The sequence below is a fragment of the Burkholderia sp. AU17457 genome (assembly GCF_002223255.1).
Classification (GTDB): Bacteria; Pseudomonadota; Gammaproteobacteria; order Burkholderiales; family Burkholderiaceae; genus Burkholderia; species Burkholderia sola.
The window spans coordinates 275,951-290,141 of sequence record NZ_NKFB01000004.1 but is presented as its reverse complement, the minus strand read 5'-3'; the positions used below and the strand labels follow the sequence as shown (position 1 = coordinate 290,141).

At 63.9% G+C, this 14,191-nt stretch carries 9 protein-coding genes; 6 read left to right on the top strand and 3 right to left on the bottom strand.

The window, feature by feature from the left end; genetic code table 11:
• Positions 1-145 precede the first annotated feature (145 nt).
• Together CFB49_RS13625 and CFB49_RS13620 are read left to right on the top strand one after the other, a co-directional pair.
• Positions 146-919 (top strand): SDR family oxidoreductase, encoded by a 774-nt coding sequence (locus tag CFB49_RS13625; RefSeq protein ID WP_006478064.1) that lies wholly within the window; start codon positions 146-148, stop codon positions 917-919.
• Positions 920-1,085: 166 nt separating this feature from the next.
• Positions 1,086-2,015 (top strand): LysR family transcriptional regulator, encoded by a 930-nt coding sequence (locus CFB49_RS13620; protein ID WP_089491572.1) that lies wholly within the window; start codon positions 1,086-1,088, stop codon positions 2,013-2,015.
• A 112-nt stretch (positions 2,016-2,127) separates the two neighbouring features.
• Here CFB49_RS13620 and CFB49_RS13615 read toward each other — a convergent pair whose 3' ends face one another.
• The gene (locus tag CFB49_RS13615; protein WP_089435498.1) at positions 2,128-3,015 is read right to left on the bottom strand and encodes a LysR substrate-binding domain-containing protein; all 888 of its coding nucleotides are present in this window, start codon (positions 3,013-3,015) and stop codon (positions 2,128-2,130) included.
• Between the two features lie 106 nt (positions 3,016-3,121).
• On the opposite strand from CFB49_RS13615, the gene CFB49_RS13610 reads away from it, so the two are divergent.
• Complete coding sequence (locus CFB49_RS13610) at positions 3,122-4,012, top strand: alpha/beta fold hydrolase (RefSeq protein ID WP_069620412.1); 891 nt, start codon at positions 3,122-3,124, stop codon at positions 4,010-4,012.
• A 30-nt stretch (positions 4,013-4,042) separates the two neighbouring features.
• Here the strand turns inward: CFB49_RS13610 and CFB49_RS13605 are convergent, their stop codons facing one another.
• Together CFB49_RS13605 and CFB49_RS13600 are read right to left on the bottom strand one after the other, a co-directional pair.
• On the bottom strand, positions 4,043-4,942 hold the full coding sequence (locus tag CFB49_RS13605; protein ID WP_089491571.1) for an SDR family oxidoreductase: 900 nt from the start codon (positions 4,940-4,942) through the stop codon (positions 4,043-4,045).
• A 44-nt stretch (positions 4,943-4,986) separates the two neighbouring features.
• Positions 4,987-5,724: an SDR family oxidoreductase gene (locus CFB49_RS13600; protein ID WP_089491835.1), complete on the bottom strand. Its 738-nt coding sequence runs from the start codon at positions 5,722-5,724 to the stop codon at positions 4,987-4,989.
• A gap of 116 nt (positions 5,725-5,840) precedes the next feature.
• Between CFB49_RS13600 and CFB49_RS13595 the strand changes: the two genes are divergently transcribed.
• The 3 genes from CFB49_RS13595 to CFB49_RS13585 all read left to right on the top strand — a co-directional run bounded on the left by CFB49_RS13595 (position 5,841) and on the right by CFB49_RS13585 (position 14,099).
• Positions 5,841-6,743: a LysR family transcriptional regulator gene (locus CFB49_RS13595; protein WP_069620410.1), complete on the top strand. Its 903-nt coding sequence runs from the start codon at positions 5,841-5,843 to the stop codon at positions 6,741-6,743.
• 976 nt (positions 6,744-7,719) lie between these two features.
• Entirely contained in the window at positions 7,720-12,642 is a 4,923-nt protein-coding gene (locus CFB49_RS13590; protein ID WP_143329288.1) for an ATP-binding protein, read from the top strand.
• Positions 12,639-14,099, top strand: a complete 1,461-nt coding sequence (locus CFB49_RS13585) for a hypothetical protein (RefSeq protein WP_089491569.1) — start codon at positions 12,639-12,641, stop codon at positions 14,097-14,099. Before CFB49_RS13590 ends, CFB49_RS13585 begins: the two co-directional genes overlap by 4 nt.
• Positions 14,100-14,191: the final 92 nt, after the last annotated feature.

Sequence of the window (14,191 nt, the reverse complement as noted above, 5' to 3'; positions counted from 1 at the left end):
CGGCGCCGCCGTCGGTGCGGCAGGTCACCTTGCTCGGCTTCGATTGGATCGCTTTTCTGGATAATCCATCCAGCCTCGACCGGCTGATCGGCGGGTCGCGTATGCCTACACTCCTAGCTTCGTTCAACGAAAAAAGGAGTCAACCGTGGCAACTCATACGCTCGCAGACAAGGTCGTCCTGATCGCAGGCGGCGCAAAGAATCTCGGCGGCCTGATCGCCCGGGACCTGGCGGGCCACGGCGCGAAGGCGGTGGCGATTCACTACAACAGCGCGGCGTCGCAGGCGCAGGCCGAGGAGACGGCCGCGGCGGTGCGCGCGGCCGGCGCGGAAGCCGCGACGTTCCAGGCGGACCTGACGACGGCGGCCGCAGTCGAGAAGCTGTTCGACGACGCGAAGCAGCGCTTCGGCAAGATCGACATCGCGATCAACACGGTCGGCAAGGTGCTGAAGAAGCCGTTCACGGAAATCAGCGAGGCCGAGTACGACGAGATGTTCGCGGTCAACAGCAAGTCGGCGTTCTTCTTCATCAAGGAAGCCGGGCGGCACCTCGAGGATCACGGCAAGCTCGTCACGCTCGTCACGTCGCTGCTGGGCGCGTTCACGCCGTTCTACGCGGCGTACGAAGGGTCGAAGGCGCCGGTCGAGCACTTCACGCGCGCGGCGTCGAAGGAATACGGCGCACGCGGCATATCGGTGACGGCCGTCGGGCCGGGCCCGATGGACACGCCGTTCTTCTATCCGGCCGAAGGCGCCGATGCGGTCGCCTACCACAAGACGGCCGCCGCGCTGTCGCCGTTCAGCAAGACGGGGCTGACCGACATCGAGGACGTCGTGCCGTTCATCCGCCATCTCGTGACCGACGGCTGGTGGATCACGGGCCAGACGATCCTGATCAACGGCGGCTACACGACCAAGTAACCGGGCCGGTTGCGGGCCGCGCGGCGCACCGCACTGGCGCGTTTGCGTGGACAATGGACGGGCGCGCAGCCACGAGGCCGCGCGCCCGTTTTTTCTGTGCCGCCGAAGCCGGCCGCGATGCGCGGCGGCCGGTGCCGACCGTCGTTCGAACCCGGGTTTCCCGCCGATGGACAAGCTGGATCAGGTCAGGATCTTCCTGCAGGTTGCCGAGATGGGCAGCTTCATCAAGGCCGCGCATGCGCTCGACGTGCCGCGCGCGACCGTGTCGGCGGCCGTCCAGCAGCTCGAGACGGCGCTCGGCACGCGGCTGCTGCACCGCACGACGCGCCAGGTGCAGCTGACCGCCGACGGCGCGTTCCTGCTCGAACGCGGCCGGCGCCTGCTCGCGGAAGCTGACGAACTCGACCGCCTGTTCCGGCGCCGCGATCGCGACGTGGTCGGGCGGCTGAACGTCGACGTGCCGAGCCGGATCGCACGCCGCGTCGTGGCGCCCGCGCTGCCGTCGCTGTTTCGCCGCCACCCGAAGCTGCAACTGTCGCTCGGGTCCACGGACCGCGCGATCGACCTCGTGCAGGAGGGCGTCGATTGCGCGATCCGCGTCGGGCGGCTCGCGGACAGCAGCCTCGTCGTGCGGCCGCTCGGACAGTTCACGCTGATCAACTGTGCGAGCCCCGACTACCTGCGCGAATGCGGCGTGCCCGAGCATCCGGACGCGCTCGCGCACGGGCACTGGGCGATCGGCTATGCGTCGCCGACCACGGGGCGCGAACTCGGCTGGGAATATTGCGCGGACGGGCAGCGGCACTTGCTGACGCTGCCGAGCCGCGTGATCGTCAACAACGCCGAAACCTACATCGCCAGCTGCGTCGCGGGAATGGGGCTGATCCAGATTCCGCGCTTCGACGTCGAGCATCTGCTGGCAAGCGGCGCACTCGTCGACGTGATGCCCGGCCACCGCGCCGAGCCGATGGACGTGTCGGCCGTGTATCCGCATCGCCGGCATCGCTCGAGGCGGCTCAACGCGTTCGTCGACTGGTTCGGGGAGCTGATGGCGGAGGCATTGAGCGACGCGGGCGCGAGCGGCCGCGGCGACTGAAAGCGGCATCGTGCCGGCATCCGCGGGCCGTCCCGCCGTTCGCCGGCCCGTGACGCGGCCCGATCGGCGCCGGCGCGAGGCCGCGGCGGGTGCGGCGCCGCGTCACGCGTGCTCAGGCGGCGAACTGCCGCGTGCGCCCGGTCGCCCGCACCGCGTCGATCAGCGCGGTGCCGACGCCGGCCGGTTTCGACGCGAATGCGTAAAAGCGGGCGCCCGGCAGCGCCGGCAGGCCGTCGTGCGGCCCGCACTCGCGCAGGCCGTCGCGCAATTGGCTGCGCGCGAGCGCCGTGACCGCGAAGCCGGCGAGCGCGGCCGACATGCAGCCGGCCATGCTCGCGCTTTCGAACAGCACGCGAAACGGCCGCAGCGCCGCCGCGAGTGCGGACACCGCGGCTTCCCGATACACGCACGGTTCCGGAAACAGCGCGAGCGGCACGCCTTCCTCCGCGTCGAGCGCTGTATCGGCCGCGAATGCCCACACGAGCGGCTCCTCCCACAGCAGTTCGCCGGGCGTGTCGACCTGTCGGCACTGCTTGCCGAACACGACGTCGAGCCGGCCCAGCGATTGCTCCCGCAGCAGCGACGCGGTGATGCCGACCTTCAGTTCGATCGTTGTGCGCGGATGGCCGTCGCGAAACGTGCGCAGCACCTGCGGCAGCCACGTGCCCGCGAAATCCTCCGACGCGCCGATCCGCAGCGGCCCGTGCGCCGGCGCGCCGCGCAGCCGCGCGCGCACCTCGCGCTCCATGTCGACGATGTTGCGCGCGTACGCGTACAGCGTGTCGCCGGCCGGCGTCAGCGCGATCCGGCGTGTCGTGCGCGCCAGCAGCACGGTGCCGGCCGCCTGTTCGAGCCGCTTGATGTGGCCGCTGACGGCGGACGGCGTCAGCGCGAGGCGTTCCGCGGCCGGCGCGAACCCGCGGCTGTCGACGACTTCGAGAAAGGTGCGCAGCAGCGCGATGTCGAGCGCGGTCGACGCGGGGTGGGTCGGCGGTTCCATGGATCGATTCGACGAGATATTCGAAGAGTGAATCATGATACTCCGCGAATCGTGATGAAAGGCCGACCTACCATCGTATGTTCATGCTGACCTGACGGAGTACACGATGACGACCTATGCGCACGCGACGACCGCGTCGCTCGACATTGCCTATCTCGAATGGAACCCGCGCGGCGAGCGCACGGCCGTGCTGCTGCACGGCTGGCCGGACAGCCCGGTCGGCTGGGAGGCGGTGGCCGCGGCGCTGGCCGCACGTGGCTACCGCGTGCTTGCGCCCGCGTTGCGCGGCTTCGCGCCGACGCGCTTTCGCGATGCATCCGTGCCGCGCAGCGGCCAGCTCGCGGCGCTCGGGCGCGACCTGCTCGAATTCGTCGACGTGCTCGGCATCGAGCGGCCCGTGCTGGTCGGGCACGACTGGGGCGCCCGCGCGGCCGCGAACGCGTGCGGGCTGCGCGACGGTGCCGCATCGCATCTCGTGATGCTGTCGGTCGGGTACGGCACCAACGATCCCGCTCAGCCGCTGTCGCTGCAGCAGGCGCGCAACTACTGGTATCACTGGTTCATGGCGACGCCGCGCGGCGAGCAGGCGCTGCGCGACGACCGCCGCGCGTTCGCGCGCCTGATGTGGGATACGTGGTCGCCGGCGGGCTGGTATCGCGACAGCGATTTCGACGCGGCGGCCGTCGCGTTCGACGGACCCGACTGGATCGACGTCGTGCTGCATTCGTATCGGCAGCGCTGGGGCTTCGCGCCGGGCGCGCCGGCCTATGCCGACGACGACGCGCGGCTGAACCCGGCGCCCGTGCTGGCGGTGCCGACGCTCGTGCTGCACGGCGGCGCGGACACCTGCAATCATCCGGACAGCTCGGCCGGGCGCGAGCGGTTCTTCGCCGGGCGCTACGAGCGGCAAGTGCTCGACGGAATCGGACATTTCCCGCAGCGCGAATCCGCGGCCGCGGTCGCGGACGCGATTCTCCGGTTCTGCGAGCGGGATTGACGCGCGCCGGCCGGCCCGGCGCGCGAAGGATCAGCCGCCGACGCGCGGCGCGAGCAGGTCGCCAAGGCCGATGTTCCTGAACATCTCGCGGCGGACGCGATCGCCAACGCGGAACACTTCCTCGGCGCCGTCCTGCGACGGGTCGACGAACACGCGGTACGGGCGCTTGCCGGCCGGCGCCGCGACGAGCTCGGCAATCGCCGTGGCGACCGCGCCGGCGTCGGCGTCCGCCGGTTCAAGCGCGGCGAGGCCCTGCAACGCCTGATCGGCGACGCCCGCGTACGGCCCGCTGTCGTAGGCGGCCTGCACGGCGGTATCGGCCGGCTTGCCGGCATGGAGGAAGTGATTCGTGCCCCGGGTGAACGCGCCCGGCACGACGATCGACGTTTCGATGCCCCAGCGGGCAAGTTCGGCCGCGTAGGACACCGCGAGCGAGTCCATCGCGGCTTTCGCGGCGAAGTAGGGGGCGAGGAACGGCGGGGTGCCGCCGCGCGCCGACGAGGACGACACCCACACGAGCAGGCCGCGGCCCTGGCGGCGCAGGTGCGGCAGCGCCGCGCGGTTCACGCGCTGGGTCGACACGACGTTGACGTCGTAGAGCCGCGCAAGCTGTTCGGGCGTGAATGCCTCGGCCGGCCCGAACACCATGTGACCGGCGTTGTGGACGACGACGTCCAGACGGCCGTTGTCGGCGATCACGCGGTCGATTGCGGCGTCGACCGATGCATCGTCGCCGACATCGAGTTCGATGCTGCGCAGGTCGACGCCGTGTTGTTGCGCGTAGGCGGCGACGGCGGCGACGCGCGGCGCGTTGCGCCCGGTGCTCTCGCGCATCGATGCATAGACCGTGTGACCGGCGCGGGCGAGCGCCTGGGCCGTCAGCAAGCCGAAGCCGCTGGACGCGCCGGTGACGAGGACGACTTCCTTCATGAGCGATCTCCTGGCGGAAAGATGGGATGGCGGCGAACGGTCCGTCAGCACATGCCGCCGTTGGCGCGCAGGACCTGGCCATTGATCCACGCGCCTTCCGGGCCGGCGAGGAACGCGACGACGCGCGCGATATCGTCGGGCTGGCCGAGCCGCTCGAGCGGGTTCAGTTTCGCGAGCCGATCGACGAGTTCGGGGCTCTTGCCCTGCAGGAACAGCTCGGTCGCGACCGGCCCGGGCGCGACGGCGTTCACGCGGACGCCGCGCCCACGCATTTCCTGCGCGAGCACCTGCGTGAGGCTTTCGACCGCCGCCTTGCTGGCGACGTACACGCCGTAAGTCGGCATGCGCATGCCGATCACGCTGGTGGACAGGTTGATGATGCGTCCGCCGTCGCGCACCCGCCGGGCCGCTTCGCGGCAGACGTTGAACGTGCCTTTCACGTTGATGGCGAGCGTTTCGTCGAACAGCGCGTCGTCGCAGTCGGCGATGGTCGCCAGCTTCATCACGCCCGCGGAATTGACCACCACATCCGGGCCGCCGAATGCTTGTTGCGCGGCGTCGAACAGCGCGGCCACGGCCGCCGGATCGGCGACGTTCGCCTGCACCGCGACCGCATGGCCGCCGTCGGCGACGATCGCGTCGACCACCTCGCGGGCCGGGCCGGCGCTCCCGGCATAGTTGACGACGACGCGGAAGCCGTCCCGGGCGAGTTGGCGCGCAATTTCCGCGCCGATGCCGCGCGATGAACCCGTGACGAGGGCGACCTGTTCCGATGTGCTCATGTCCTGCTCCTGGTGAATGAATGCCGTTCGATCCGGCGACAGGACCACTGTAGGCTTCCTTGATAAATAAAAATAATGAATAATGATCAGTCAATGAATGACTAAAAGTATGTCTCATGGGATTCGACAGCAGATTGCTCAGCGGTATCGGCGTGCTTTCCGCGGTGATCGAGGCGGGTACCTTCGCGCGGGCGGGCGAGGCAATGGGGCTGACTCAACCGGCGGTGAGCCGCGCCGTTGCCCGGCTGGAAGAGCGGGTCGGCATCCGGATCTTCAACCGGACGGCGCGTGCGATCACGCTGACCGACGAAGGGCGGCGTTTTTACGAGACGGTCGCGCCGCTGCTGGCCGGTATCGAGGAGGCGGCGCTCGACGCCGGCCAGTCGAAGGCGCGCGTGAGGGGGCGGCTGCGGGTCAACGTGGACGGCACGTTCGGCCACTACGTGCTGGCGCCGCGGATGGCGGAATTTCTCGACCGCTTTCCCGACCTGTCGGTCGAAATCAGCGTGCGGGACCGGATGGGCGACCTCGTCGCCGACGGCTTCGACGTGGCCGTGCGTTTCGGCATTCCGGAGCCGTCGTCATATCGCGCGCGCCTGCTGCTCGAGACGCGCGTGCTGACCTGCGCGTCGGCGGCCTACGTCGCGCGTCATGGCGAACCGCGGCACCCGCGGGATCTTGCGGACGGTCACCGGTGCGTGCTGATCCGCGATCCGGTGACGGGGCGGCCATACGAATGGGAGTTTCATCGCGGCAAGGAAGTCGTGCCGGTCGACGCCGCCGGCAGGCTGACGGTCAACGATACGGGCGGGCTGCTCGGCGCGTGTCTGGGCGGCGTCGGCATTGCGCAGCTGCTGGAGCTCTATGCGCGGGACGTCCTGGCCGACGGACGCTTGGTGCAGTTGTTGCCCGAGTGGGCGGACGAGACTTTCCCGCTTTACGCGTATCACCACGCGTCGAATCTCGTTTCGGCGAAGGTGAGGGTGTTTCTGGACTTCGTCCGCGAGTTGATGGTCTGAGCGCACCGGGCGGCAGGCCGCCGCCGGTTACCCGGTGCGGTGCGGAACGCGCGGCACCAACAAAAAACCCGCGAAGCGGCGAGCTTGCGCGGGTTTCGACAGAAGCAGCGCACGACGACGCTGCGAAAGACTGGTGCCAGGGCCGGAATGAAATAATTCTATGTGAGGCCCGTAGTGTAGGGGTGTTGCTTGTGGAGTGTTGCTGAGTTGCCCCCAGAGTTGCCCCCCACGCTTCTGGCAGCCGCAGAATTCATATCGCTCTGCTGCGTATGCCGTTCGGGCGAGGTCGTTCAGAAGACGCCAACAGGCGTATCGGCGTAGGCTCGATCAGTCGAAGGCACGGTGCCGTGCGGAACGTTGCTGTGCCGCCGGAAGCAAAAATATTTGGAGATTTGGAGATAGACGGTTGTATCGGCCTGTAAGCCTTGTCTGGTAAGGCTGTGGTTATCTCCAAGTCTATCTCCAAAGTACACATTTTCTTGGAGATAAAGTTGGAGACAGACTCTGAGCTATGGCGTCCGCACGACGACGTTGAGAGTTGCCCTGCCTTCTGGAACGCTGCGCGCAAAGAACGCCCCGCGCGCCCACACACCCACGAGCCGCCGTTACGCTAGAAAGTTACTTTGCAACCGTCGCATCCCGTCAGTGATTGGCACGAGCAAGCGCGGCACAATCGCGACAACACTGGTGATTCGGGGACTGAGATGTGCAAGTCCAGACCTGATCTCTCAGTCGGAGGCAGATCAGGTCTGAGATTGTCTAGACGTCACCTCATCAAGGGCCGTGATCGACCCTGAGCGGCGGCTCGACCCGGTGATGCTTCGACGGGTTGAATCCGCAAGCTACAACGGTCACTCCCATGGGTACCGCTATCGCGGGATGCTCGGCCATGGCAGTGATTGCCCATCACCGGTCTATGCGATAGCGCAATCTGAATTCGGGTGCCACGTGACTACACGGCTTTGTGGAGCGGACGATGTATTATCGACCGTCCTCTTCGAAATCGCTTATCGTGTCCGACCACTCCTCAGATTCGTCACTCGGTAATCGCCTGGGCGGCGGTGGCGCGGCCACCAGCGCAGGAATTCAGTTTCAGGCGCAAGTTGGCGCTCTTCTCAGCGCGTACATGCTCTCCGACCAGTGCATTGATGCGCGCATCGATGTTGGAAACGGGAGCGTCGAATGGATTCGCTTCGAAACAGAAGCCCCGGTCGACGATATCCTTGTGGCGACGTCAGATGACGGTTTCATTGCCATTCAGGCCAAGACAACAGTGTCTCGGTCGCGAGACCCTTCTAGCGCCTTTGCCAAGACTATCGCGCAGTTCACGAAGTACTGGATAGATTGCCAGCGCGGGGATGGCAGCGCTGGATGGAACCGACCGCTCGACGCGAGCCGGGACCGCTTGGTTCTCGCCGTGGGATCGCAGGCGTCGGCAGCGATCAAGGTCGATCTGCCCACTGCTCTCGCGCTCAAGGCGTCCCCAGGTCAACCGCAGCTGACACAGGCGCAGCAGGTGGTGTTTGACGATTTCGAGTTCTGTATCCGAACCGCATGGGCTGATTCGACCGCTGAACCGTTCAGCGATGCAGCGGTTCTGGAGATCGCGAGGTTCGTTCGCGTTGCGGTATTCGATTTTGCTGGCACCGACGCGGCGCTTGTGCGCACAGTGCTGCATGGTGCCGCGGGCGCCTCGATTGATGCGGGTGCTTTGTTCTCGGGCATCGAGCAGTTTTGTTACGACTTGATGAAGCAGCGCGGTGGTGCTGATCTCGATACGTTGAGGGCAGCGCTGCGTTCGGCTGGGTTTGATCTCGGCGACAGACCTCGCTATCGGGCGGACATCGAGGCCCTACGGGCGTACTCCAGCGCGACAGCCAGTGACCTACGACGTTATGAGGTTGTTGAGGCATCGCCGGGCAATCAGGTGTCGATCGTTCGCGATTGTCAACAGGGGGTCTTCGAGGCGGCCGCAGCCGGAAACCTTCTGATTATCGGTGAACCCGGCTCCGGAAAAAGCGGTGTAGTGAGCGCGCTAGCTGAGAGGTTGCGTGCCGAACTGCACGATGTCGTCGAACTGGCGGTCGACAGTCTGGCCGTGGATACGTCGGATGGTCTCGCAAGAGCGCTGGGTCTGGAGCACGATCTTGTCGAAGTGCTCAAGGCCTGGGACGGGGAAAAGTCGGGGTGGCTCGTAATCGACGCGCTGGATGCCACGCGCGGGGGACAAGGCGAAGGGGTTTTCCGCGCGTTGATCAAGCGCGTCATTGAAATGAATGATCGTTGGCGGGTCGTGGCATCTATCCGCTCGTTCGACTTGCGCATGGGGCAACAATTCCGCGCGCTTTTCAAGGGCAAGCCACCCGTCGCCGCGCTTGCTGATCGGGGCTTCGGGGACGTTCGGCATGTTTCGGTGCCGAACTGGTCTGACAACGAGTTGCGGCAGTTGATGGCGAGGGAGCCGCGGCTGGCGAGTGTGCTGGATGCTGCACCCCAAAAGTTCAGAGAACTGGCGGTCGTGCCTTTTAATACACGGCTCATATGTGACTTGCTCGCCGCCGACGTCCTCGGCGAGAACCTGGAACGTGTTTCGTCCCAGGTGCAACTGCTTCAGCTTTTCTGGCGGGAGCGAATCGAGTGTTACGGAACGTCCGGCCGAGCTGTCATCATTCGCGCAGTGCAGTCGATGCTGGAGTCCGGCTCGCTGCAGGCACCATTCGACAAAACAGCTGCTGACAGCGGTGACCAGGTCGACAAACTTCAGAAAGGCGGGATCCTCGTCCCGATAAACGGCGGTCGGTCGTTTCAGTTCCGCCATCACATCCTGTTCGATTTCGCTGCGGCTGCGGTGTATCTGGACCCGAATGGCATCGTTAATGGCTCGCAGCGGTTTCCGAAGGATGACGGGCGCGGGCTGATGCTCGCCCCGGCGTTGCTATTCGTGTTGCATGAGCTGTGGGATCAAAGCGTCGATAGGGACCGGTTCTGGAGCGCTGTCGCCAAGCTCATCACGGACCGAGCGGGCGACCCCGTTTTGCGAAGTTCAGCAAGCCGTGCGGGCGCTGAGTTTCCCGTTGATGTCGACGATACGGCTTGGCTTGTGCAGGAAGTTGGGCGCAACAACCCGTTGCTTCCGGATGTTCTAAACCATGTGGGTGGAGCACTGGCGGTGCGCATTGACGATCACTCGTCGACGCCGTTGCAGCCATGGATTGCACTTGCGAGTGGCATTGGAGCTTATGTTGGGCGCGTGACCGGTGCGGTGCGATTCCTCGTTGCCCAGTTGCTGCCGCGTGCGAAATCCCAGGAGGAGCGTGCCGGCCTTGGGTCGGCCGCGCGTGCCTTGCTGGCGTATGCCTTCGAAAACGGCAACGCGCAATGGCTGGTGGCTTCAGCCATTGATCTGGTGCTTGATACATATTCGACGAACAGCGACGCATCTCGCACATTGCTTGCGCGGATATTTGAGGCAGAGCAACTTGAGCTACATAGCTGGGAATACGTGCCGTTGCTGGGACGCAAGATCGGGAGTATCGCGGATTGCGACCCGGACTTCGCCAGCTACATCTATAACCGCACGTATGAAATCGGTGTAACTGACGAAAGGAAAACGAGGATCGGCAACAGCCAGATTCTGTCGATGACGTCTACGGCGCGGCAGGACTATGACATGGCTCGTTACTCGCTTGCGCAATATTTCCCCACGTTCCTCCAACACCATTCATCGGCAGCAGTCGATGGGCTCGTAGCCGCAGTGGACGGATTCTTCGCCCGAGAGCACCCGCGGACCGAACCTGTTCGTGAATTCGAACTGACGGTCAACAACCAAAAGTATCGTCTGGAGGAAGATTTAAGCTGTGTGTGGGGGCATGATCCGGAGCGCGTCTACGGATATGACGCGGATTTGCTGGTGGTCAAGTTCGTAGAACATCTTAGGACGGCTACTGAACAGGTAGCTATCGAGATAGCTCGTGATGTCATTCTGCGGTGTTCGAAAGCGATTTTTTGGGCGAGATTGTTCATGGTCGCTGCCGAGCGTCGCGACAAACTCCTCGACCTGATGTGGCCGTTCGCCGTTCTTGAACCGATGCTTGTTTTGCCTGACACACGCAAAGATGCGATTGACGTTGTTACAGGGGCATGGGATCGACGCACTGCTGAAGAGCGCATCGACCTCGAAGAAGGTGCGTTTGCATTCGACTTTTCAGGCTATCAGGACGAGGACGGTGCGCGGCGCGCGTTCGTGGAACGACTATTTGCCAGCATCGGAGCGGACCGACTCCTAACGGATCGGGCGCGAGAGATGATCGCAAGGGAAATAGACGAGTCAGAAGGCAAAAACGAACGGTTGATGCATTTTTCAACGTCTTGGGAGCGCGCTGATCCTTACCAGTGGATCCAGGGTCTGGACAGGAGTTTACCGGCAAATGCGGATCTGATGGCCGCGCTTGAGTCGACGCAGGATCTGCTCGCACTTGCTCCAGGGAAGACACCTGCGAACGATGTGACTCTCGACGCTGCGCTTAAGTCGCTTGAGGCTCTTGATGTTCGCGCGAGTGCGCACGGTGTACATGCCGTGTTGCGCCTACAGGCCGAAGGTACGATCGGACAGGGGTGTTCACAGATCCTGACGATGAAACTTCTGGGGGGGAAAGCGGAGGCCCCGAATCTTGAACCCACGGTCAATCGCCTGATTGACCTCATCATGTTGGCGGCAAACTCTGCCAGCCCAGAAGTGCAAGAGGAAACGGAACAGCGTTTCGAAGAATCCGCTGCATGGGGTTCACCTGCGGCGCGGCTCGAAGCGGCGGAAGCGATTCTCGATTTGTGCTTGCAGGCTCCCGAGCGATATCGTGAACTCGCACCGGTAATCGATCGACTCCTCGCCGATCCGCATCCCGCGGTTCGCATGCATGCGGCGCTGATGCTTATCAGAATCTGGGACCTCGACAGGCACGGATTCTGGTCGAGGCTCGAAACGCGGCTGCAGAAAGAGACAAACCGAAGCGTTCTTGTGCACCTGACGAGCGACTTGGTGGACCGTCTGCTGCACGCCGAGCCGCAGAGATGTCTGACACTGCTTCGGCAATTGATCGACCGGGTTCAAGCCGACGGGCCGCGAGCAAAGGATCTGCTTGCGCATATTGCTGGACAGATCACGGTGCTATGGGTACGACATTCGCTCGAAGAGGCGCGCGAGAGTCTTGAACGCTACGTGAGTTCGCCGACAGTGCACTCCTCCGAGCTTCTTCACGTCCTGATGGCATTGCGCGGTGCTTACGTCATCGGACTCAACGCGGACAGCCCGCTCGATGCGAGTGTCCGTCAGCGCGCATTCAGCTTGACGCTGGATATTGTGTCGGCTGCAAACCTTGTGCTTGGTGAGTTGATTGGAAAGAAGAGCGCCAGCGAGCAAGAAGCCGCTACGGTGCGCGATCTCGCGCAGGTGGTCGATTCCGCATGCAACCAGCTTTATTTCACGGTCGACGAAGTAATCGACGGCACAGACATAGCACGGAACCTTGCCCCGCAAGAGGTTTTGCAGTTCGTGCGGGAAGCACAACCTGTGTTGGAGCAGATCGGGGAGTACGCGACTCCGCACACGGTCTACTACTTGTTGCAACTTGTCGAAAAAGTACTCGACTACGCGCCTCAAACCGCGCTCGACGTGACCTCACATGCGCTGTTGAATGGCGGTGCTCGCACCGGCTATCAGTTCGACCCCTTGGGTGTCGACCACTTCGTCAGTCTGGTGGGCCGGCTTCTGGCAGACCACAAGGACATATTCCAGGCACCGACGAGCCGTACGGCGCTTATCGCATGCCTTGAATGCTTCCTGGATGCAGGCTGGCCCGCTGCGCGGCGTCTGCTTTATCGACTGCCTGAGCTGATTCAATGAACAGCGAAAAGACGCTAAACGATTTCCTGACGGGGTTTGCCACGCTTCTAGACGAAGTCGAACGCGAGCTTGGCGCCGCCGCTCCGGACCCGTACGCGGGGGCAGGTCAGGGGCGGCCGCTCGAGGCTCAAACCAGGGTTCGGTTCTTCGACCGGTTTGTCTCTCTCCTTGGCTGGGATCTCGGCCTGGGCGGAGACATGGCACAGGAGGCTCGAATTCGCGCGGAGACGACCACCTACATGGACTATGTAGGCGTCACGCGTCTGACGAGAGTGCCTGTGGTGTTGCTGGAGGTCAAGGCGTGGGACAAGCCCTTTATTGGCCGAGCTCGGGGCCGCAGCGGAGCCGAAAACGCCGCAGAACTACTGGTTGAGGGTATCCGGTTTTTCTTGGACGGTGGAGCGAAAAGTGTGTCCCCGGTCACGCATGAGTGGTACGAATACATCGAACAGGTAACCGGCTACGTGAAAGGTCTCATGGAGCAGCACGGTCACGAGCTCGCACGAGCCGTGCTCGGGAGCGGCCAGTGGCTCATTATCTTCACGGCACCTGTGAAGACGTTCGTCAACGGCAATGTGTCCGGTGCGGATATCATTGTCCTGAACAGGGCGGACTTCATCGCGAATGCGCCTCGGATATTTTCAGAGCTGTCGCGGCAAGTTCTGGTTCGGGATGTTCCATTTCCTCTGCGACCTCCTCAACTGCCCGACTACCTTTCAAGCGATCGGTTGCGCGCTGCATATAGGGGTTTGCTCGTTCACTATCAGGGTAAGGGCACGACGATTTTTGCCCGCAAACCACAGCTTTTCGTCTATCCCGCGGTCGTCTTGGAACGAACAGACGGTGTTTTGCTGACGGCTGTGAAGGAGTCGCTCGAATTCGAGCTGTTCGTTTCCCGAGGACAAAATGCTGAAGGCGACCACGATAGTGGGCGGGACAACATCGACGATCACGTGATGGGCGTCCATGCAGCTTCGGAAGAGTTGCTCGCCGAATGCTCGCGCGAACTCGGAATTGCGATAGAGGTCTCTGCGATCACCGAATTCGGTGGTTTCCCGCAGGCGCTGGAGCTTAACGCGGCCCCGCAACCGAGAATTCAGTTCGTCATGCGGGCTACGGCTTCGGGGGACGAATGGATCATCGTGACCGGCGAAGCTTCACACTTTCTGAGGCGAGGTCCTGCAGTCGATCGTTGCCGGTTTCACGTATGGGCCGAGTGTCATCGCGCCGGAGAAGCGCTGATGCAGTCAGCGATCAATTTCCCACGGGTGCAAGAGCCACGGTCCTTCTTTACGGACGGTCAAAGGCACCACTGTGCCCACCGCACCTTAGACGAACGGCGCACTTCAGCCTGCTACGTCCGGTCGATTGACCAACGCGTGTGCTGCCAGGCCTGCGTGTTCTCGACGCAATGCTGGTCCGGCGAGCGCGCGAGGAATTTGCCCTGCGGCAGTTGATGGCCCGCAGCTGTGGCGACGGCGCTCATGTCGTCCGTGAACTTGAGCCGGCTAACGTTTGCACGCTGATTGATGCCGTCAACGACCACGAA

Coding starts and splice junctions, on each gene's coding strand:
- CFB49_RS13585 (WP_089491569.1), top strand. CDS start 12,639: ATGAACAGCGAAAAGACGCTAAACGATTTCCTGACGGGGTTTGCCACG.
- CFB49_RS13590 (WP_143329288.1), top strand. CDS start 7,720: ATGTATTATCGACCGTCCTCTTCGAAATCGCTTATCGTGTCCGACCAC.
- CFB49_RS13615 (WP_089435498.1), bottom strand. CDS start 3,015: ATGGAACCGCCGACCCACCCCGCGTCGACCGCGCTCGACATCGCGCTG.
- CFB49_RS13610 (WP_069620412.1), top strand. CDS start 3,122: ATGACGACCTATGCGCACGCGACGACCGCGTCGCTCGACATTGCCTAT.
- CFB49_RS13600 (WP_089491835.1), bottom strand. CDS start 5,724: ATGAGCACATCGGAACAGGTCGCCCTCGTCACGGGTTCATCGCGCGGC.
- CFB49_RS13620 (WP_089491572.1), top strand. CDS start 1,086: ATGGACAAGCTGGATCAGGTCAGGATCTTCCTGCAGGTTGCCGAGATG.
- CFB49_RS13595 (WP_069620410.1), top strand. CDS start 5,841: ATGGGATTCGACAGCAGATTGCTCAGCGGTATCGGCGTGCTTTCCGCG.
- CFB49_RS13605 (WP_089491571.1), bottom strand. CDS start 4,942: ATGAAGGAAGTCGTCCTCGTCACCGGCGCGTCCAGCGGCTTCGGCTTG.